Origin of the sequence: Nocardiopsis trehalosi NBRC 14201, from assembly GCF_001552555.1 — a bacterium.
Taxonomy (GTDB): Bacteria; Actinomycetota; Actinomycetes; order Streptosporangiales; family Streptosporangiaceae; genus Nocardiopsis_B; species Nocardiopsis_B trehalosi.
Map to the genome: position 1 here is coordinate 1 of NZ_BCRK01000039.1, position 20,794 is coordinate 20,794.

Annotated in this window: 14 protein-coding genes; 7 read left to right on the top strand and 7 right to left on the bottom strand. The window is 77.3% G+C overall.

Features of this window, described 5'->3' with window-relative positions:
- Positions 1–34: 34 nt before the first annotated feature.
- The 4 genes from NT8_RS09760 to NT8_RS09775 all read right to left on the bottom strand — a co-directional run bounded on the left by NT8_RS09760 (position 35) and on the right by NT8_RS09775 (position 9,129).
- The gene (locus tag NT8_RS09760; RefSeq protein ID WP_067966567.1) at positions 35–1,252 is read right to left on the bottom strand and encodes a winged helix-turn-helix domain-containing protein; all 1,218 of its coding nucleotides are present in this window, start codon (positions 1,250–1,252) and stop codon (positions 35–37) included.
- 1,218 nt (positions 1,253–2,470) lie between these two features.
- Positions 2,471–4,639 carry a hypothetical protein gene (locus NT8_RS09765; protein ID WP_067966570.1) on the bottom strand — a complete coding sequence of 723 codons (2,169 nt, stop codon included), beginning with the start codon at positions 4,637–4,639 and terminating at the stop codon, positions 2,471–2,473.
- Positions 4,640–6,251: 1,612 nt separating this feature from the next.
- The gene (locus NT8_RS09770; RefSeq protein WP_067966573.1) at positions 6,252–7,424 is read right to left on the bottom strand and encodes a hypothetical protein; all 1,173 of its coding nucleotides are present in this window, start codon (positions 7,422–7,424) and stop codon (positions 6,252–6,254) included.
- 295 nt (positions 7,425–7,719) lie between these two features.
- Positions 7,720–9,129, bottom strand: coding sequence for an aminotransferase-like domain-containing protein (locus NT8_RS09775; RefSeq protein WP_067966577.1), 1,410 nt, complete (start codon positions 9,127–9,129; stop codon positions 7,720–7,722).
- A gap of 37 nt (positions 9,130–9,166) precedes the next feature.
- On the opposite strand from NT8_RS09775, the gene NT8_RS09780 reads away from it, so the two are divergent.
- Positions 9,167–10,087, top strand: a complete 921-nt coding sequence (locus tag NT8_RS09780; RefSeq protein WP_245646107.1) for a DMT family transporter — start codon at positions 9,167–9,169, stop codon at positions 10,085–10,087.
- Positions 10,088–10,160: 73 nt separating this feature from the next.
- Positions 10,161–10,592: a hypothetical protein gene (locus NT8_RS09785; RefSeq protein WP_067966583.1), complete on the top strand. Its 432-nt coding sequence runs from the start codon at positions 10,161–10,163 to the stop codon at positions 10,590–10,592.
- 31 nt (positions 10,593–10,623) lie between these two features.
- Here NT8_RS09785 and NT8_RS09790 read toward each other — a convergent pair whose 3' ends face one another.
- Both NT8_RS09790 and NT8_RS09795 read right to left on the bottom strand, forming a co-directional pair.
- Positions 10,624–12,036 carry a sensor histidine kinase gene (locus NT8_RS09790; RefSeq protein WP_067966587.1) on the bottom strand — a complete coding sequence of 471 codons (1,413 nt, stop codon included), beginning with the start codon at positions 12,034–12,036 and terminating at the stop codon, positions 10,624–10,626.
- A 3-nt stretch (positions 12,037–12,039) separates the two neighbouring features.
- A complete protein-coding gene (locus tag NT8_RS09795) occupies positions 12,040–12,768 on the bottom strand; it encodes a response regulator transcription factor (RefSeq protein ID WP_067966590.1) in 729 nt (242 codons plus the stop codon).
- A 586-nt stretch (positions 12,769–13,354) separates the two neighbouring features.
- Between NT8_RS09795 and NT8_RS09800 the strand changes: the two genes are divergently transcribed.
- From NT8_RS09800 to NT8_RS09815, 4 genes are all read left to right on the top strand, one after another.
- Positions 13,355–14,173: an exodeoxyribonuclease III gene (locus tag NT8_RS09800; RefSeq protein WP_084468793.1), complete on the top strand. Its 819-nt coding sequence runs from the start codon at positions 13,355–13,357 to the stop codon at positions 14,171–14,173.
- 84 nt (positions 14,174–14,257) lie between these two features.
- Positions 14,258–15,169 (top strand): ribokinase, encoded by a 912-nt coding sequence (gene rbsK, locus NT8_RS09805; protein ID WP_084468794.1) that lies wholly within the window; start codon positions 14,258–14,260, stop codon positions 15,167–15,169.
- Positions 15,170–15,363: 194 nt separating this feature from the next.
- The gene (locus NT8_RS09810; RefSeq protein ID WP_067966599.1) at positions 15,364–15,972 is read left to right on the top strand and encodes a hypothetical protein; all 609 of its coding nucleotides are present in this window, start codon (positions 15,364–15,366) and stop codon (positions 15,970–15,972) included.
- 394 nt (positions 15,973–16,366) lie between these two features.
- The gene (locus tag NT8_RS09815) at positions 16,367–16,933 is read left to right on the top strand and encodes a hypothetical protein (RefSeq protein WP_157515651.1); all 567 of its coding nucleotides are present in this window, start codon (positions 16,367–16,369) and stop codon (positions 16,931–16,933) included.
- A gap of 108 nt (positions 16,934–17,041) precedes the next feature.
- Here the strand turns inward: NT8_RS09815 and argS are convergent, their stop codons facing one another.
- The gene (gene argS, locus NT8_RS09820) at positions 17,042–18,775 is read right to left on the bottom strand and encodes an arginine--tRNA ligase (protein ID WP_067966605.1); all 1,734 of its coding nucleotides are present in this window, start codon (positions 18,773–18,775) and stop codon (positions 17,042–17,044) included.
- A 256-nt stretch (positions 18,776–19,031) separates the two neighbouring features.
- On the opposite strand from argS, the gene NT8_RS09825 reads away from it, so the two are divergent.
- On the top strand, positions 19,032–20,531 hold the full coding sequence (locus NT8_RS09825) for an alpha/beta hydrolase (RefSeq protein ID WP_067966609.1): 1,500 nt from the start codon (positions 19,032–19,034) through the stop codon (positions 20,529–20,531).
- The last annotated feature ends 263 nt before the right edge of the window (positions 20,532–20,794 follow it).

A 20,794-nucleotide genomic window follows, 5' to 3' on the forward strand; every position in this document is an offset into this window, starting at 1 on the left:
GGCGGGCGCCCGCCGCACCGAATAGAGCCGGGTCTCACGCCGTCGGGACCACGACCCCCCGGGGCAGGTCCAGCCACTCCGCCATGTCCCGCAGTTCGGCCGTCAGCTCCTCGGCGGTCTCGGGCGGGGCAGACTCCTCGATGGTGGTCCGCTGCACCAGCAGGCGCCCGCCGGCCCGGTCGGCCTTCAGGTCGACGCGCGCCACCAGCCGGTCGCCCAGCAGGAACGGCAGCACGTAGTAGCCGTGCACCCGCTTCGCGGCGGGCACGTAGATCTCCAGCCGGTAGCGGAATCCGAACAGCGCCTCCGTGCGCGTGCGCTCCCACACCAGCGAGTCGAACGGGCTCAGCAGCGCCCGCGCCTCCACTCGGCGCGGAACCCGGGCGTCGCGGTGCAGGTACGCCGGCCGGTCCCACCCCTTCACGGACACCGGCACCAGTTCGCCGCTGTCGACCAGGTCGGCGATGGCCGTCCGCGCCTCGGCCGGGCGCAGCCGGAAGTAGTCGCGCAGGCAGAGTTCCGTGCCGATGCCGTGGGCCCGCGCCGCGATCGCCACCAGTTCGCGCCGGGCGTCGTCGGGATCGGGCGTGGGCGCGGCGGCGACCTCGGGTGGCAGCACGCGCTCGGTCAGGTCGTAGCGGCGCTCGAACTGGGCGGTGCGGCCGTCGGTCGTGATCTCGCCCGACCAGAACAGGAACTCCAGCGCCTTCTTCACCAGCGACCAGTTCCACCCCCAGTGGTCCTTGGTGCGCGGGGTGTCGTGCTCGATGGCCGCCTCGATCTCGCGGGTGGTGGCGGGGCCGCGCCGCTCGACCTCGGCGCGCACCAGGGCGACCAGGTCGGGCTGCTCGTCCGCGATCGCCCGCATCGCTCCCCACGCGTCGTTGCGGGCGCGCTCCATGCGCCACCGGAGCAGGCGGTGGGTCGCGGGCGGGATGAGGCTCGCCTCGTGTGCCCAGTACTCGACCAGCCGGCCGCCGCGCCGGGTGGCCGCCCGGTCGAGCAGGGCGGTGTCGTAGGCGCCCAACCGGGAGAACAGCGGGAGGTACTGGCTGCGCGACAGCACGTTCACGCTGTCGATCTGGATGATGCCGATCCGGTCGATGACCCGCTGGAGGTGGCGCGCGGTGGCCCGGGCGGAGGGGCGCCGGTCGGCGAAACCCTGCGCTGCCAGGGCGATCCGGCGCGCCTGCGCCGGGGTCAGCACGGCGTCGCGGCGGGGGTGGGGAGGCGGCGGGGCGGATTCGTACATGAGTTCTGACGATAGTGCGGGGGTGGGACACCGGGCAAAACCCGCCCGCCCGTCCCGCTCGCCCCGCACCCCGGCCACTTCCGCCCGCCCGCCCGCGCACACGTGGGCGGCCCCCCACCCCGCCCGCGTCGGGTGGCAGATGACCTGCTTCTCCCCGTCGACCATGCATCGCCGAGGTCGGTGAGGCGGGCGGTCGGATTCCCCGAGGAGCGCGTCCGTCCGCCTGCCGACGAACCACTGCTCGCCGTCGCGTGCGGCCCGCGTCGGCGCTTCTCGCCGCCGTTCAGCACGGACCCGTCCTCGGTCGGGAGGACCGTCCACGCCGTGGAGGGGCCAGGCGGTGAGGCAGACGTCTTCGCGTGCCATCTGCCGGTACCTGTAGCGCGCGTGGGGGCCGCTGAACTCGAAAGGGCCCTAGCGCTCCGGTGCCATGCCCGGTCGGTCGGGGCTTCGCATGTCAGGAGGACGTTCACATGGTCGATGCCGCCGCGCGTTCCGTTCGGGAGCGAGGGCGCCCCGCGACCGGCGGACCGCCGGCCGGGGCGGCCGGACGAGGTGACGCGGCGCTACATCGAGGGGCCGCCGCGTTCGGAGCGCTCGGGCCAGGACTTCCGTCCGGCCGTCAGGGAGGAGTGGAGCGACATCGGTTGCCACCTGCTCGCCGACGAGGACGGGGCCGCCTACGGCGGGCGCGGGGCCGGACCAGGGGGGCGCGCACGCCGCACCACGGACCACGGACCCACGGGCCACGGACCACCCAGGGAATCGGTGGGCCTGCCACATCGGCCTCGACGGTAGGGCGGCCACGGCGAGGCGCACGATCGTCGCTCCGCACGACGTGGCGCGCCACCGCTCGGGCCGCGCCCTCGCCCGCAAGGGCCACCGCGACATCGACAGGACGTCGTGAGCACGCCGTGCCCCGGCACGGACGACTCCACCCGCTCGGTGCGGATGGGTTCTGTGCGGCCCGGGGCAGGCCGTACGTGCAGCTCGGGTCCGGGGCCGCGCAGGCCGCTCGATCGGCGCGGCCGCCACGGCGGAGCGCACGACTGCGCGGTGCCCCGGGCACCCGCGCGTCGGCGTTCGAGGCCGGGAGGGCGCCCGCGACCGAGCGGGGCCCGGGTGGGCGCCCGCCCCGGGCCGGGACGGGCGGTGCCCACAAGGCGGACGTCCGGGAGGGAGCGGGCCCCGGCGTGGGCCGGGGCGCCCCGGCGGCGGTCAGCCGCCGTAGTTCTCCCGGATCCACTCCTCCCAGGCCTCGCGGATCTCCTCCTCGGTGAGCTCGTCCTGCTGCTCCGGCGCGGGAGCGGTCTCCTCCGCCGGAGGGGCCTCCTCCGGCTGGTCGGGCGGCGGCGAGGACGGCGGGGGCGGCGGCGCGACCGTGTCGGCCGGAATCTGCGCCGAGTCCTGCGGCTCGGTGGTCTCCCGGGGGGACGGCGAGGCCGGGATCGCGGGTTCCTCGGCCGACGGGGACGGGTCCTCCACCACCGACGAGTTCAGGTCCTCGGCCTCCGCCGGTCCCCTGTCGAGCATCGACGGGACGACCGCCGTCGCGCCGAGGCCCAGCGCGCACACCACGATCGCGCCCGCCGCCGCGAGCACCATCCGCTGCCGTCGGCGGCCGCGCGGCGCCGACGGCTCGGCGCCGGGACCGGGCACGATCTCCGCGCCGCCCGGGATGACGGGGCCGTCCCGTCCGTCCCCGCCGGACGCGGCGGTGGGCGGGGCGACGGGCTCGGGGCCGACGGCGGCCATGGTGGCGGTCGCGTCCCCTGGGACACCGGCGAAGGAGCCGGGGGTGTCGGGGCGCGGGCCGCTGAAGGGATTCGCGGAGGAGCCGGGGGCGTCGGCGCCCGGCGCGGCAGCGGCCGGCGGGGAGGGTGGCAGGGCGGACGGCACGGCGTCCATGGTCATGGTGGCGCCGCCTCCGGCGGAGGCGCCCCACGGGGCGGCGGCCGGGTCGGCGTCCGCCGCCACCGGGGCGCCCCCGGTCGCGGCGGGGGAGGTGCCGTCCCCGGAGTCCTCCACGGTGCCCGCACCGTGGAGGCCGGCGGGGGCCGGGTCGGCGGCGAGCCGCTCGGCGACGAACGCGGCGAAGCTGTCGGAGGCGTCGTCCCGGAACGCGGCAGCGGAGACGCCCGGCGCGACGCCGTCGTGCGCCGGGTCGCGGCCCTCCCAGCCGGGGACGCCGTCCCGCGTGGGGGAGGGCGCGTCCTGCGGTGCACCGTTCCACCACGCGGTGGCCGCCGACGCCGGTGACCCGTCCGGGGCCGGGTCGGCGCTCGCCGGGAACGGGTCGGTGGAGGCCGCCACCGTCGCCCCGGGGCCGCCGTCGGCGGCGGGGGAGTCCGCCTGACCGGGGGCAGGGACGCCACCGGAGAGATCCGGGTCGTCCTGCGGCACCGCGCCGCCCGTGTGAGCGGAGTCCGCCATCCCGCTGTTCCTCTCGTTCGTGTCGGTCGATGCGGAGAGGGCGGGGCCCGCTGCTGCGGCCGCGCCGGCCCCCTCGGGTTCGGGAATCCCGGGCCGGCCCCCGGAGCCGCCCGGCGCCGGGCGCGACTGCGGGCGCGTCCAGGCGTTCCAGTGGTCGTCGGCGGTGGGGGTGGCGCGGGGGGAGTCGACGGCGGCTTGCGGGCCGCCGTCCGGGGCCGTGCCGCGGGACGTCCAGGCGCTCCAGCGGCCACCGTCGGCGTGCGGCGCAGCGGGCGCCTCGGCCCGGACGGCCGGTTCGGCGGACGGCACCCCGCCGTCCGGCGCGTCGCCGGCCGGTGCACCGGTCTCGGGCGCGTCGCCGAAGGCTGCGGGCGTCTGCCACGCGGGGGCGGTGGCGAAGGCGTCCCACGCCGCCTCATCGACGGCCGGACGCTCGGAGCGCCTGGAAGATGCGTCCTCCCGCTCGGCGGCGGGCCGTGCGCCCGCGCCCGACGCCCGACGGCGGGTGGCGAAGGCGTCCCAGCGGCCGACGGCGGGGCTCGGCGGAGGCGCGGGCGCCTCGGCCGCCGGGGCGGGAGCATCGGCCTCGGCTGCGGGCCGGGGACTCGTCGCGAAGGCATCCCACGCGGCAGCAGGCGCGGCGGCGCCCGCCGAGGGGAACGGGCCGTCCGGTGCGGAGGCCAGGACGGAGCCGTCCGGCCGATCGGCCGGGGCATCCGCCGGAACGGGGGCGGCGGACGCGGCGCGGGCGTCGGCCTCGCCGACGGCGCGGAACGGCTCGGTCACGGGGTCCTGCGCTGCGGCGGTCGAAGGCGACCGCTCCCCCTCTGCGGAACCGTATGTCCCCGGTGCGGCGGGGCTCCGGCCGGTGCGGAGGGACGGCAGGGCCGGGAAGGGGTCGGTCAGCAGGTCGCCGCCCTTGGCGGCGCGGCCGCGCGTGGGGGAGGCGGCCACCGGCCCGGCGGAGTGCGTCGGAGTGGGGTTCGCAGGATCGGCGGGGCCGTGCGCCGGGGCGGTCGGCCCCGCATCGATCGGTGAGGGGGACGCAGCGGGGAAAGGGTCGGTCAGCGGGTCGCCACCGGTGCGGGTGGGGTGCGGCGATACGGCACCGGGTTTCGGGGCGGTGTTCGCGGGAGCGGTCGGGACAGGGTGCAAAGGGCCGGCCGCGTGGGCCGAGGCGGCCGGGCGCGCATGGGCGGGGGAGGGGGACAGAGTGGGGAAGGGGTCGGTCAGCGGGTCGCCGCCGATGGGAGTGGGGCGCTGTGGTGCGCCGGCCACTGGTGCGGCGGAGTGCGTCGGGGCGGGATGAGCAGGACCAGCGGGGTCGTGCGCGACCGCCGGTGTGGCGGAGGACTTCGGTACGGTGCTCGCGGTCGTGGCCGGGGTGTGCGCCGGGGCCGTGTCCCCTGAGTCGGCCGGGCCGTGTGTCCGTGCGCTCGGGGCGGCCGCCGTCGGGGCCACGGGGGACGGGTCGGTCAGCGGGTCGCCGCCGGTGGCGGCGTGGCGGCCGCCGGGTGCCGTCGTCCCGGAGCGGGCCGCGCTGAAGAACCCGGAGAAATCGACGTCATGGCCGTCCGCGCGGGTGCCGGGGGCGTCAGGACCCGTGCGCCACGGGACCGGCGGGGCGGGCGGGACCGGCGGGGCGGACGTCGGCGGTGGCGCCGGAACGCCGCCGGTGGCGGGGAACGGTTCCGTCGTCGGTCCGAGGGGGGCCGCGTGGTGGGCGCCGTTGTCGAGCGGGGTGGCCCGGTGGGCGCCGCTCTCCCGGGGCGGCGCGGGGGCGGACGGGTCGGTGGCCGTGCCCGTGGAGGCCGGTGCGGACGCGGCGTCCCCCGTCGGCGCGGCGGGTCCGGGGGACCGGCCGGTGGAGGCCGCCCCGGGGACGGCGAAGGGCTCGGTCGCCGGGTCGTCGGCGCGGTGCGGCGCGGGGGCCCGGTCGGTGGTGGAGGGGGTGTGGGGTGAGGTCATGCGAGCGTGGCGTCCCTTGGCCGCCGGAACGGCGGTGGTCGCGGATCGCGCGGCGCCGGGCGCGGTCGGGTCGTCGGCGGGGGAGGCCGTCGCGGCCGTGCCCGCGGAGGCGGGGTCCGGAGCGGTTGCGGTCGTGGCACGGGTACGTGCGTGGCGCCCCCGAGACGGGACGGGCGCGCGTGCGGTGGAGTCGGCCCGCTGCGGTGTCGGGGCGGGGGCGTGCGGCATCGTCGCGTCCGGGCCGTCGTTCGTGGGGTCGCCGTCGGACGGGGCGGTGGGAGGCACGGGGGTCTCCTTGAGCAGGAGGTGTACGGATGCGTGGCGCCCACGGGGGTCTCCCGGTGGGGTGGGCGCGCGGGGCGCGCCGGGCGCATGGCGCAGCGTGATCCACGAAATACTAATGGTGGGCGATTGCCGCGAACAACCCTTTCGCCCCTTTGTCACACCAGGGCCAGAGGTCCCGAACTCCCCTTCCGCCCCGCCGATTCCCGATGATCGTGACGTCAAAGGGGGTATGGGAACGCTTCCACGCTCCGATCACGGCAAGATCAACGAGGCGGGGCGGTTTCCGGGCAGGCGGAGTCGCCCCTGGCGGCGGCTAGGGGCCGGTGACCGACGTGGGCGTTCCATCCTCCCCGCCGGTGATGGTGAACCCCCGCGCGAGGCCGGTCCGGTGCATGTCGTGCAGCTCCTCGCGGCCGACCTCCGTGCCCACACCGAGGGGGCCGTCGCCCGAGTCGCCCCACAGGGCGTCTCCGTCCCTGCTCGGCCCGAATCCGTACTCCGTCTCGATGTTGAGGCCGCTCTCCACCTCATAGGTCCACTCGCCGCCGGGCTCCTGGGGCGGGACGACGCGGGCCGTGCCGTGCACGTTGTACTGCCAGTCCCCCAGGGTGTCGCGCCAGATCGGGTCCTCGTAGGCGAACCCGGTGCCGTCCTCGCCGGGGCCGAAGGTCCGCCACGGGGCGTTCACCGGGAAGGTGACGGAGTCGCCCAGTTCGTCGCGGGGGATTCTCTTGGCCTCGGCGATCGCCTGGCGCCCGATCTCGTGCTGCGCCGCGGTGACCGCCTCCTGGAACTCCGGTACGTCCTCCAGCAGGCGGTCGGTGTCGATCGCCATGGTCCGGCCATCGCCGTCCAGGTAGCGGCGCAACGCCTCGGCGGCGATGTCGTTCGGCCGCGGCGCCTCGTCGTCGACCCACTCCCGGACATCGTCGTGGGCGCCCTCGATCTCGTGCTCCAGGCACAGGGTCCAGAAGTCGCACCCGGAGACGTCGCCCAGGTCGGCACCGGCGTGTTCGCGGTCGGCGGTCTCGGCGACCGACTCCTCCGGATACCCGTTGGGCAGGAACATGGCGCTCTCCAGTGGCACGGTGGGCGAGCACAACGGTGCGCACAGCGCCGTATCGGTGGGCAGGGTGTCCCACTCGGGCCGGATTTCGGGGTCGACGGCGGGGTCGACGGCGGGCGCCGGTGCGTCCGCCTCGCCGGTCGGACGGTCCGGGGCGTCCGACCCGGTCGGCGCGCCGGCGGACGCGGGGCCGGTGCCGTCGGCGTCCGCGCACGCGTCGTCGGCGGGGACCGCGCACACCGCGTCGCCGATCAGCCCGGAGACGCGCTCGGGCACCCCGGTGGAGGCGACCACCGTCCCGGCGACCGCGGCGACCAGCAGGATGACCGCGCCGTACTCCGCCGTCCCCGCACCGAGGTCGGCGGACCGCCGCAGGGCGTACGGGGCGGTCGGACGCGGCGCACGGAGAAAGCGGGACACGGCGGCTCCAGGGAAGGGGAGGAAGATCGCTGGGAGCCTAGGGCCGGCGCCGTTCCGGCGTCGTGAGCCCTGGGGCCCCACCTCGGGCCCGCATGCCCGGCCGTGGGCCTATCCCGGGCCCGGCACACCCGGACCCCGTTCGGGCCGGCGGCGCGGACCCGGGCCCCAGCGCGGCGGCGCCGGGACCGTGTGGTGACGGGCCCCGCGCCGCCCGGCAACGCGCCCGCGGGTACCGAAGTGCTCCCGCATCGGCCCGTTGCCGGGCGGTGTCGGCGCGGACCGGCGCCGGGCGCGGCTACGCCTGGCGGGTGAGGGCGTGGGCGATGGTGCGGGCGGCGGTGGGGAAGGCACCGGGGTCGGGGCCCGAGTAGTTCAACCGGAGGTAGGCGCCGGCGGGTTCGGCGGGGAACCACTCGTCGCCGGGGGCGACCAGCACCCCGTCGGCCTCGCAGTCCCGCACCAGGGTCGGCAGGTCGGTGGTGTCGGGCAGGCGCGCCCACAGGTGCAATCCGCCCTGCGGCACGGCGTCGAGGCGGGCGGCGGGCGCGTGCTCGCGCAGCGCGGCGGCGAGCAGGTCCCGGCGGGCGGCCAGCTGCCGGCGCAGGCCGCGCAGGTGGGTGCGCCAGGCGGGCTGGGTGACGACGTCGAGCGCGGCGGCCTGGAGCACCCCGCTCACGTACAGCGACTCGGCCCGCACGTCGCCGAGCAGCCGCTCCCGCACCGGGCCGCGCGCGACGACCCCGGCGACGCGGACCGCCGGGGACACGCTCTTGGTCAGCGACCGCAGGTAGACCACGTGCCCGCTGTCGTCGCGCGCGGCGATCGGCACCGGATCGGCGGTGATGCCGAAGTCGTGCGCCCAGTCGTCCTCGACCAGGAACGCGCCGTACTCCCGGACGACGCCGAGCACCCGCTCGGCGAGCCCGGCCGGCCATAGGGCGCCGGTGGGGTTGGCGAAGTTCGGCTGGGCGTAGAACACGCGCGCCCCGGTCCGCTCGAAGGCCCGCGCGAGGTCGTCGGGGTCGGGCCCGCGCGGCCCGCTGGGGACGGGCTCCAGCCGCACCCCCGCCTGCGCGGCGGCGAGCATCACCCCCCAGTAGGTCGGCGACTCCACCAGCAGGGGGCGCCCCGCGCCGACGAGGGCCCGGCAGACCGCGCCGAGGCCGCTCTGGCTGCCGGGCAGGACGACCACGTCGCCCGGCGCGGGCGGGGCGACTCCGGTCGGCGTCGCGGCGCCGAGTTCGGCCGCGAACCACGCCTGGAGCTCCGGCAGCCCCGCCGTCGGCGGGCGGGCGACGGCCGGCCCGCCCCGGGACGCGCGGGCGAACGCGGCCCGGACCAGGCGCTCCGGCAGCAGCTCCCGGTCCGGGTAGCCCGAGTGCAGGGCGACGACGTCGTTCGGCGCGCTGCGCAGCGCGGCGGACGGCCGCGGCGCGCGGCTCGGCGCCGCACCGAGCGCCGCGGTCTGCCACCCGTGGTCGTGCGCGCGGGCGGTGCGGACCGCGCGGACGAAGGTGCCCACACCGGGCCGGGCCTCCACCGCCCCCTGGGCGGCCAGGGTGCGGAGCGCCTTCTGCACCGTGACCGGGCTCGCCCCGTACTCGGCGACCAGCGCCCGGGTCGACGGCAGGCGTGTGCCCGGCGCCGCGGTCGCGATCCATGCGCGGAGCCCGGCGACGATACGCGCGCTGCTATCGTTGGTCATGTCGAACAAGAGTAGCGCTATCCATTCCATGGCGCCGGTGCTATCCCCGTCCGCCCGGGCCGGCCTCGGGTGGGGCCTCGTCGGGATCGCGGCGTTCTCCCTCACCGTCCCGTTCACCCGGTCCGCCGTCGACGGCGGGGCCATGTCGCCGCTGTTCGTCGGCTGCGGCCGCGCGGTGGTCGCCGCCCTGCTCGCCGCCGCCGCGCTGGCGCTCACCCGGCAGCGCCCGCCGCGCGGCACCCAGTGGCTCCGCCTGGCCGTCGTCGCGGCCGGGGTGGTCGTCGGCTTCCCGGTGCTGACCTCCTTCGCGCTCACCACCGCCTCGGCCGGCCACAGCGCCGTCGTCATCGCGCTGCTGCCGGCCGCGACCGCGGTGGCCGCCGTGCTCCGCGCGCACGAGCGCCCCCCGCTCGCGTTCTGGGCGGCGGCCGCCGCCGGCGCCGCCGCGGCCGTCGGGTTCGCGTGGGCGCAGGGCGGCGGTCCCGGCGGGGCGCACTGGACCGACCTGCTGCTGCTCGGCGCCGTCGTGGCGGCCGCGGTCGGGTACGCGGAGGGCGGGCTCCTCGCCCGCGATCTGGGCGCCTGGCAGACCATCTCGTGGGCGCTGGTGCTGTCCGCCCCGCTGATGGCCGCCCTCACGGGCGCCGCGGTGCTCCGGCAGCCCCCGGGCGGCGGCCCGGCCGAGTGGGCCGCGTTCGCCTACCTGGGCGTGGTCAGCATGTTCCTCGGCTTCTTCGCCTGGTACCGGGGGCTCGCCATCGGGCCCATGGCGCGGGTCGGCCAGATCCAGCTCGTCCAGCCGGTGCTGACCATCGGCTGGGCGGCGCTGCTCCTGCGCGAACCCCTCACCTGGCCGACCGTCCTCGGCGGCGGCGCCGTGATCGCCTGCGCGGCCCTCGCCGTGCGCACCCGGCCGCGCCGCACCGGGGCCGCCGCACGCGGCGACCGGCCCCGCTGACGCCGCGTCGGCGCGGCGGGACCCGTCCCACTCCGGGCGCCGGGCGGTCCGCACCTGGTTACAGTGACGCCCCATGGACACGTTTCAAACGTTCGCGACAGCCACTGCGGCCATCGCCGCAGTCACCTTCGGCCCCGCCGGCATCGACAAGCTCGACAAGATCAAGGGGTTCATGGGCAACCTCGGCCGGCAGCTCAACTACCTGGTCATGGAGCACGCACGCGACAGGCGGGAGGCCGGTGACCGGGCCCTCCGGACGGAGCAGCAGATGCAGGACGCCCAGCTGACCGCGAACGCGATCAAGCGTGCCGTCGGCGGCGTCCAGCGGACCTCCGACGAGACCGCGCGGCGCCTGGACCGCATCGAGCGGACCCACTCCGTCGCCGAGGCGATGCGCGCCACCCGGACGCCCGCGCGCGGCGCCGGGAAGCACACGGTGCGCGCCCTCCACCGCCGCACCGCGCGGGAGGGCGCCCGCCCGAAGCGCGACGGGCGCCCCGCCTGACGCCGCGGCGGCCGGCCCCCCGGCCGCGCGCTCACGCCGGGTCCCGGTCCTCCGGAGGGCGGGCCGGGATGCGGACGGTCACCGTGGTGCCCGCCCCGGGGGTGGAGGCGAGGTCGACGCGCCCGCCGTGCGCCGCCGCGATCGCGTGCACGATGGCCAGCCCCAGCCCGCTGCCGGCGCCGGGGGCGCGCGTGCCGCGGTAGAACCGGTCGAACGCCCGCCGCAGATCCTCCGGCGACATCCCCGGCCCGTCGTCCGCCACCTCCAGCACGGCGGTGTCGCCGTCGGCCGACAGCCGCACCCGCGCCGACACGCCCTCCGGGGTGTGCTCGCCGACGTTGGCCAGCAGGTTCGCCAGGATCTGCCGGACCCGCGCCTCGTCGGCCCGCACGGTCAGGCTCTCGGGCGCGTCGAGGGCGATCGGCCGCGCCGGGTCGACGGCGCGCGCGTCGGCCACCATCTCGCGGACGACCTCGGCGAGGTCGGTGGCGCCCAGCTGGAGCGACCCGTGCCGGTCCAGGCGGGCGAGTTCGAGGAGTTCGGCCACGAGCCGGCTCATGCGCTCGGCCTCGTTCTCGATGCGCCGCATCGCCCCGGGCAGCTCCTCGTCGGGGATGGCGCCCTGCCGGTACAGCTCCGCGTACCCGCGGATGGTGGTCAGCGGGGTGCGCAGCTCGTGGGAGGCGTCGGCGGCGAACGCGCGCACCCGCTCCTCCGACTCGCGCTGCGCGTCGAACGCGTCCTCGATGCGCCGCAGCATGGTGTTGATGGCCGACGCCAGCCGCCCCACCTCGCTGTGCGACTCCGACCCCGGCATGCGCACCGACATGTCGGTGCCGACGCTGATCCGGTTGGCCGCGGTCGCCATGCGCCCCAGCGGTTCGAGCCCGCGCACGATGAGCCACCGCCCGGCCAGCGCCAGCCCGCCGAGCAGCAGCCCGGCGGTGATGGTCTGGGTGAGCACGAGCTGCCAGGTGTACTGCTCGCGGTCGACGGTCGGCACCCCGGTGACCATGATCCCCTCGGGGCGCATCCGCACGGTCGTGCGGTGCGGGGAGACGCCGTCGTCGCCGCCGTCGATCTCGAAGATCTCCCGGGTCCGCCCGTACGCCTCCAGGGTGTCGGTGGGCAGCGCGGTGAGCCGGTCGAGGACGACGTCCTCGCGCTCGGTGTCGCCGTACACCTGGGTGACCTCGCCGGTGGCCGGGTCGATCACCACGACGAAGTACGGCGACGGGCTCGGCGCGTCGATGCCGACCGGCGGGGTGTCGTTGTCGAGCCGCACCATCGCCCGCTCCGCGGCGAGCACGAGCTGGGCGTCGATGCGGTCGGTGATGAACGCGCGCAGGGTCAGGAACCCCACCACGCAGGTGACCAGCAGCCCGGCCCCGGTGACCGAGAGCAGGCCGACGAGGAGCCGCGACCGCAGCCGTCCGTGCAGCATCGGCTAGGCGGCGGGGTCGGGCACGCGCAGCGCGTACCCCACGCCCCGCTGCGTGTGGATCAGGGCGGGGCCCAGCGGGTCGAGCTTGCGCCGCAGGTAGCTGACGTAGGTCTCGACGATCTGCGACTGCCCCGCGTAGTCCCACCCCCACACGTTCTCCAGCAGCTGGGCGCGGGTGAGCACCTGCCCGGCGTTGCCCATGAGGTAGGCCAGCAGGCGGAACTCGGTGGGCGACAGCTCGATGGGCACCCCGGCGCGCCGCACCGTCCAGGTGCGCTCGTTGAGTTCGAGGTCGGCGACGCGCAGCACGCCGTCGTCGCCCCGCCCGGTCTCGGGTGCCGGGTCGTCGCGGCGGGTGCGGCGCAGCAGCGCCCGGATGCGGGCGATCAGCGCCTCGACGGAGAACGGCTTGGTGACGTAGTCGTCGCCGCCCAGGGACAGGCCGGTGACGGTGTCGGAGGGGGTGTCGCGGGCGGTGAGGTAGATGACGGGGACGTCGTCGCCCGCGTCGCGCAGCCGCCGGCACACGTCGAAGCCGGTGACGTCGGGCAGCAGCACGTCGAGCAGGATGAGGTCGGGGTGGCGGTCGCGCGCCAGGTCCAGCCCCTCGCCTCCGGTCTCGGCGGTGGTGACGGTGAAGCCGTGGAACCGCAGCGCGGCCTGCACCAGGTCGCGGATGTTGGGCTCGTCGTCGATCACGAGCACGTGCGGACGTGTCGCGGTCTCGGTCATGTCTCACCTCGGTCGGACTCCCAGGGGGCGATCTGGGCGCCTTCCATGATGCCGCAGGCCCGGCCCCCGCCGCGGCGGCGGGCGCGGCCCGGCGCCGCGCGCCGGGCCCGTTCCGGGGGGCGGCGGAGCGCGCCCGCCCACCGCCCCCGGGGACACCGGGACGCCCCGCGGCCCGGCGCGGCGGACGGTGCCGAACGGGGTCCGGACCGCCCCCACCCCGGATGCGGCCCGGACGCGCACGCGGGCGGCGGCCCCCGCGCGGCGGCGGCCGGCCGCCCGAGAGCGACCCGGGGCCCACCCTGCCGGGCGCGGCTGGGACGATGCCGAGCGGCCGCTGGGAACTTGCTGAGTGCGGACATCCCGGGCGAGTCGGGCCCCCGGGGCGGGGCGGTCCGGCGCCGATCCCGGGGACGGGTGAACCGGACGGCGCCCCCGCCCGTCGGAGAGAGCGGGGCGCGAGCCCGGCCGGGCGCCGGGCGGACGCCGAGAGGTCTCGGTGCGGAGGACGGCCGCACCGAGACCTCGTCCGCGGGCGGCCCCGGCGGTGCGCCGCCGCGCCCCCGCCGGGGCCGCTAGCCTGGCGGATGTGCGAATTGCAACGTGGAACGTGAACAGCGTCCGGGCCCGCGTGGACCGCATCGCGGCCTGGGTGGCGCGCAGCGATGTCGACGTCGTCGCCATCCAGGAAACGAAGTGCCGCGACGACCAGTTCCCCTGGGAGGCGTTCACCGGTCTCGGCTACGAGGTCGCCCACCACGGCCTGTCGCAGTGGAACGGGGTGGCCATCCTGTCGCGGGTCGGCCTCGAAGGGGTCCGGGTGGGCTTCCCCGAGCAGCCCGGGTGGGGCGACCCCGAGGCCGCCGAGGCGCGCGCCATCGGCGCCGTGTGCGGCGGCGTCGAGGTGTGGAGCCTGTACGTGCCCAACGGTCGCGAACTGGACGACCCGCACCTGGCCTACAAGCTGCGGTGGCTCGACCGGCTGCGCGCGTTCGGCGCCGACCGCCTGGCCGCCGACCCCGGCGCGCAGCTTGCCTTCTGCGGCGATTTCAACGTGGCGCCGCAGGACGACGACGTGTGGGACATGGCGGCCTTCGAGGGCAAGACCCACGTCTCCGCCGAGGAGCGCGCGGCGTTCGCCGGCGTGGTCGACGCCGGGTTCACCGACGTCGCCCGCGCCCACACCCCCGGCCCCGGCGTGTACACGTTCTGGGACTACAAGCAGCTGTCCTTCCCCAAGCGCAAGGGCATGCGGATCGACTTCGTGCTCGCCTCGCCCGCGCTGGCCGGCCGGGTGACCGGCGCCATGGTCGACCGCGAGGAGCGCAAGGGCAAGGGCGCCTCCGACCACGCCCCGGTGATCGTCGACCTCGACGGCGCCCCCGCGCCGGCCCCCGACGCCCCGTAGCCGGCCCGCCGCCACCGCCCGCCCGGCCCTCCGCCGGGCGGGCGGTCGGGGCCCGCCCGCGCCCACCTCGGTAATCTCGGCACCGTGACTTCGACAACGGCGCCGCGCATCGCGGTATTCGGCAGCATCAACATGGACCTCGTCGCCTATGTCGACGCCGCCCCGGCCAGCGGGGAGACCGTCGCCGGGACCGGCTTCGCGCAGGTGCCCGGCGGCAAGGGGGCCAACCAGGCCGTGGCGGCCGCGCGGGCGGGCGGCGACGTCGTGTTCCTCGGCGCCGTGGGCGACGACGCGTTCGGCACCCAGCTCCGCACCAACCTGGTCGACTCCGGGGTGGAGGTGTCGGGGCTGCGCACGGTGCCGGGGCCCAGCGGGGTGGCGCACATCGTGGTGGAGGGCAGCGGGGCGAACTCCATCATCATCGTCGCGGGCGCCAACGCCGCCATGACCGGTGTCGGCGACGCCGACCGCCGCCTGCTGGCGGGCAGCGCCGCGCTGCTGCTCCAGTTGGAGCTGCCCATGGAGGGGGTCGTGGCGGCCGCGCGGGCCGGCCGCGAGGCCGGGGTGCCGACCGTCCTCACCCCCGCCCCCGCCCGCGACCTGCCCGACGAGCTGGTCGAACTGGTCGACCTGATGGTGCCCAACCAGCACGAGGCCGCCGCGATCACCGGCGAGGCCGACCCGCGCACGGCGCTCGCCGCGCTGCTGCGCCGCGTGCCCGAGGCCATCGTCACCCTGGGCGAGGACGGCTCGCTGTACGGGCGGCGCGGCGCCGACCCGCTGCACGTGCCCGCGCGGACCGTGCGGGCGGTCGACACCACGGCGGCGGGCGACACCTTCTGCGGCGCGTTCGCCGTGGCCCGCGCCGAGGGGCGGGCGCCGCAGGACGCGCTCCGGTTCGCGTCGGCCGCCTCGGCGCTGTCGGTGCAGCGGCGCGGCGCCAGCACCTCCATGCCGGAGCGCAGCGAGATCGAGGGCTTCGTCGCGCGCGGGTGACCGGGGGCGGGGCGCCCGTAGCAGAGGCGGGCGCCCGACCCGGGGGTGGGCGAAGCGGACACGCCCGCCCATTTGACACGTCGGGGGCGGGGGGTATGGGGTAAGCGGTCACGGTCCAGCGGGCCGGGCGGCACCGGCGCGCGGTCCCGCCCGCGCGACCCCTCCCACCCCCCGAAGAGAACGCGACTCCTGTGATGCCTGACGATCCCTCCGACGACGAGCCGCGCGTGCGGCGGGGCGGCCCCGGGGCCGAGGACGCCGGCGGCGCGCCGGCGGACGGCGACGGGCCGTCCCGGGTCGAGCGCCGCAACGAGGAGCGCCGGCGGCGCCGGGCCCGGCTGACGCTGATCGCTGTGGCCTGCGCGGGGGCGGTCGCGGCGGTCGCGGTCGTGGTCGCCTCCCTGGGCCGGGGCGAGGAGGCGCCGTTCCAGGCGGCGCCGCGCCCCGATGTCCCCTCGGTGGAGTCGGCGGCCCCGGAGGCGTCGGAGTCCGCGCGCCCGCCCTCCCCGTCGCCCAGCCCGGTGGCGGCGCCGTCGGCGTCGCCCTCGCCCTCGGCCGCGGTGCCGTCGCCCTCGCCGTCCCCGCGCGCCGAGGAGCCCGACGAGCAGCCCGCCGACGCCGAGCCGGAGCGGCCCGACCCCGAGCCCGCCGACCCGGAGCCGCAGGACCCGCCGCCCGGAGGCGGGCAGCCCGACCCCGGGCCGACGACCGTCCCGCCGTCGCCCGAACCGCCGGAGACCGACGACCCGGAGGAGCCCGAGGACCCCGGCGGCGGCTGCTCGCCGTGGTGGCCCTGGTGCTGACCGCCCGCTGAGCGCCGGGCGCCGCTGAGCGCCGGGCCCGCGCTGACCGGTTCCGGCCAGCCCCCGGAGGACCGGCGGTGCGCCCGCCCGCGGCCGCGGGCGGCGCCCCACCACGGCGGAACCGCTGCACGGAAGGGACTTCCGGGCCCACCGGGGTGTCGTATGCGTCACACGCCGCAGTCCGGAATGCCTGCCGTTAAGGCTTTACGGACGAAAGACCGATCGGCGGTGGGGTGTCAGTGAACGGCGGGTTATCTACAGTTCGGTGCTAGACGTGTCCGCCGCGACCCCACGAGCGCGGCGCGGCCCGCCCGTCCGACGGCTCGGCCCGCCCGCACCGCCTCCCCCCGGTGCCGCGCGGCCGGGCGACCCCACCGAGTAGTCAGCGATCCCCATGAGCGGTGAGCAGCGGCGGCCGGAAGGCCAGACCCGGAGCGCGCGGCGCAGGCAGGAGCGCCTGCGCAAACGCAGGCGCACCATCGTGATGGGCACGGTCCTGTCCGTGCTCGTCATCGCCGGCGGCGTCACCCTGGTCGGCATGAGCCTGGCCGGCAGCGGGGCGGACGTCCAGGTCGACGAACCGCCGCCCGCCGACTACGGGGCGACGTCGACCGGCCCCACCGGCGGGCCCTCGCCCAGCCCGGAGGGCGCGGCCACCGGCGGCGCCGAGACCCGGCCGAGCGCGACCCCGGGCGGTACCGGGGCCGGGGCCGACGGCGGCTCCGGCGCGCAGGAGTCCGGCGACGAGCCAGGGGGACGCCCCGACGGCGGCGACGACGAGGACGGCGGCGACGGGCGCCCCGACCGCCCCGACCGGCCCGACCGCCCGGACCGGCCCGACGACCCGGACCCCACCGAGTCGGAGGACCCCGAACCCCCGACGCCCAGCGAGCCGCCCGACCCCTCCCCGAGCGACGACGGCCGGCCGCCCGGCGGCCCGCGCGGCCAGACCCCGTCCTGACGCCCCCGCGTCCGCCGGGACCCCCGGGAGCGCCGGAAGCGCCGGGGGCGCCCCCGGAAACGCGGCGGGGGCGCCCCCGAAGGGACGCCCCCGCACCGCGCGGTCGGCCTACATCTGCTCGGGCGCGCGCACGCCCAGCACGCCGAGCCCCCGCACCAGGACGTTCAGCGTCGCCGCGGTCAGCGCCAGCCGCGACGCGCGGACCGCGTCGTCGTCGGCCTTGAGCACCGGGCACTGCTCGTAGAACGAGGTGAACGCCTGCGCCAGGTCGAACAGGTAGGCGCACAGCCGGTGCGGTTCCAGCGTCTCGCCGACCTTGGCCACGGTCGGGCCGAACCCCAGCAGGGTCAGCGCCAGCGCCCGCTCGGCGGGCTCGGTGACCGCGATCGGCCCGGTGGCGTCCTCGGGGGCCAGCCCGCCCTTGCGGAAGATCGACCGGATGCGCGCGGTGGCGTACTGGAGGTAGGGGCCGGTGTTGCCGTTGAGCGCCAGCATGCGGTCGAAGTCGAACACGTACTCGGTGTCGTGCGCCACCGACAGGTCGGCGTACTTCACGGCGCCGATGCCGACCTCGCGGGCGATCGCGGCGCGCGTGGCGTCGTCCAGGTCGGGCCGGTTCTCGGCGACGACCTTGGTGGCGCGCTCGACCGCCTCGTCCAGCAGCGCCATCAGCCGGATGGACCGCCCGCTGCGGGTGCGCAGGATCTTGCCGTCCTCGCCGAGGACGTTGCCGATCTGCACGTGCACGGTCTCGACGTCCTCGGGCAGCCAGCCCGCCCGGCGCGCGGTCTCCCACACCATGCGGAAGTGCATGGCCTGCGGGGCGCCCACCACGTACACGATGCGGTCGGCGTGCAGCTCCTCGACCCGGCGCCGGACGGTGGCGAGGTCGGTCGTGCCGTAGTTGTAGCCGCCGTCGCTCTTGCGGATGATCAGCGGGACGGGCTTGCCCTCGCGGCCGGTGAAGCCGTCGAGGAACACGCACAGCGCGCCCTCGCTGACCTCGGCGATGCCCTTCGCGCTCAGCTCGTCGCAGATGCCGGCGAGCGCGTCGTTGTAGGTGCTCTCGCCGGCGAGGTCGGCGTCGGTGAGCGTGACGTCGAGCGTGGCGTAGACCCGGTTGAAGTAGACCTTCGACAGGTCGACCAGTTCGCGCCAGTGCCGCAGCGTGTCGGGGTCGCCGGCCTGGAGGGCGACCACCCGGCGGCGGGCGCGGCCCGCGAAGTCCTCCGAGGCGTCGAACTTCTCGCGCGCCGCCTGGTAGAACGCGTTCGGGTCGGTCTTGACGAGGTCGGCTTCGGGGGAGTCGGCCCCCACCTCCAGCAGGTGCTCGATGAGCATGCCGAACGGGGTGCCCCAGTCACCGATGTGGTTCTGCCGGATGACGTTGTGCCCCAGGAACTCCAGGGTGCGCGCCAGCGCGTCGCCGACCACGGTCGTGCGCAGGTGGCCGACGTGCATCTCCTTGGCGACGTTGGGCGCCGAGTAGTCGATGGGGATGTTCTGCCGGGGCGGCTCGGGCGTCCCGAGCCGGGGGTCGGCCAGCACGTCCTGCGCCCGGTCGGCGATCCAGTCGTCGCGCAGGGTCAGGTTGATGAACCCGGGGCCGCTGATGCCGACCTCGCGGCAGACGTCGTCCACCTCCAGGCGCGCGACGACGTCGGCGGCGACGTCGCGCGGCTTTCGGCCGAGCCGCTTGGCCAGCGCCAGAGCGGCGTTGGCCTGGTAGTCGGCGAACTGGGAGGGGCGGATGACGGGGTCGGTCGCGGCGTATTCGGCACCGAGGGCGGCGCCGAGCGCGGACTGGACCCGTTGCGTGAGGACTTCCTGCGGGTCGGCCATGCGCTCAGCCTACCGACACCGCCCCACCGGCACCGCCTGAGCTGCGCGGACGCCGGGCGGCGCCCGCCCGGAGGCGGGGCGGCGGGTGGGGCGGCCGGGGCGCGTGCGCCTCAGGGGGAACGTCCGGTGGGCGGACCCGGGGCGCGGCGGGCCGCTCGCCTCGGACCGTGGGCGGAGGGAGCGGACCGGACGCCGGCCCGATGTGCCGGGGCGGGCGGATGCGCGAGCGTGTGCGGACCCGACCGAGGAGGCGCCCATGCCCCGCCCGCCCGTACGGCTTTTCCACTCGCGTAGACCCGGTGCGACGGCCGCCCTGCCGCTCGCGGTCACCACCGCCCTCACCACCGTCCTCGTCCCGCTCGCGGCGACGGCGGCCGCCGCCGAGGAGCCGTCCGCCGCAGCGGGCGGCCGACTCGACTGGGGCGACTGCCCCGAGGGCGACTACGGGGCCGGCATGGAGTGCGCCGAGCTCCGCGTCCCCGTCGACCACGCCGACCCGCGCGGCCGGCACATCACGCTGACCCTCGGCCGGCTCCCGCACACCGAAGAGGGCCGCGCCGAGGGTTCGGTGCTGGTCAACCCCGGAGGGCCCATGGGATTCGGCATCGAGTACCTCGGCACCCTCGGCGCGCCCTTCGCCGGGCTGCGCGAGCACATGGACGTCGTCACCTGGGACCTGCGCGGCGACCCCGGCGGGTTCGGCGGGTTCAGCACCCCGATCGACTGCGAATGGGACTACGTGCGCAGCCCCGCGCTCCCCGCCGACCAGGCGGCGTTCGACGACCTGGCGGCCGCCAACCGGGAGACCGCCGACGCCTGCCGCGCCGCCGACCCCGAGCTGTTCGACCACATGGGCTCCGCCGACCACGCCCGCGACCTGGAGGCCGTCCGCCGGGCGCTGGGGGAGCGGCGGCTCAACCTGCACATGACCTCCTACGGCGGCACCATCGGGCAGACCTACGCCCGCCTGTTCCCGGAGCGGGTGCGCACCCTCTACCTGGACGGGGTCGCCGACCACACCGAGGCGGGCGACGCGGTCTACGAGGGCTTCGCCGCCGACGGCGACGAGGCGTTCGGGCGGTTCACCGACTGGTGCGCCGAGGACGCGTCGTGCGCGCTGCACGGGCGGGACGTGCCCGCGCTGTGGCGGGAGCTGATCGACGCCGCCGACAGCGAACCCATCCCCGCGCCCGTCGCGGACGTCGACTACACCGGGCGCGACATCCAGCACGCGGCCGTGGGCGTCCTGTTCCGCTCCACCCCCGGGCCGGAGTGGGCGGGCGTCGCCCAGGCCATCGCGGACGGGCTGGAGGGGGACGCCTCCGGCTTCGTCACCGACCCCGAACGCCCGTTCGCCGGATTCCCCATGCCCGGGGTCGTGGAGTGCCTGGACTGGGAGTACCCCGCCGACCACGCCGAGGCCGCGGCGACCGCCGAACGGATCGAGGAGGCCGCCCCGCTGACCGGCGGCCGGCTCCAGATGTACGGCAACATCCTGTCCTGCGCCGGCTGGCCGACCCCGGTCAGCAACCCGCCCGGTCCGCTCCCCGCTGAGGTGCCGCCGATGCTCGGGGCGGGCAGCTGGTCCGACGGCGGGTCGACGGCGCGCGCCGTCGACGCGGTCGAGGGCGGCGTCACCATCCGCCGCGACGGCCCCGGCCACGGCCTCTACTGGATGGGCGACGCCTGCGTCATCGCCCACGCCGACCACTACCTCCGCACCACCGAACTCCCCCCGGCCGACACCATCTGCTGACCCGGCCCCCGCCCCGGCACCACCCCGGCGCCGGGGCCACTCGGCGGCCGCCACGGCGCCGCATCCCCAGCGGGCCGCCACCCCCTCCCCACGGCGGCCCGCTGCGGGGGCGGGGCGCCCCCGCAGCGGGGCCGCCTCGGGGCCGTCCCGGCGTGATGCGCCGGCGTTCCGCCCGTCCCGTCGTCCTCCGGGGGCGTCCACATTGGAGCGATGGACCGCCACCCCCTTCCGCCGGGTGGCGGTAGGGGCGCCCCAACGCGGCC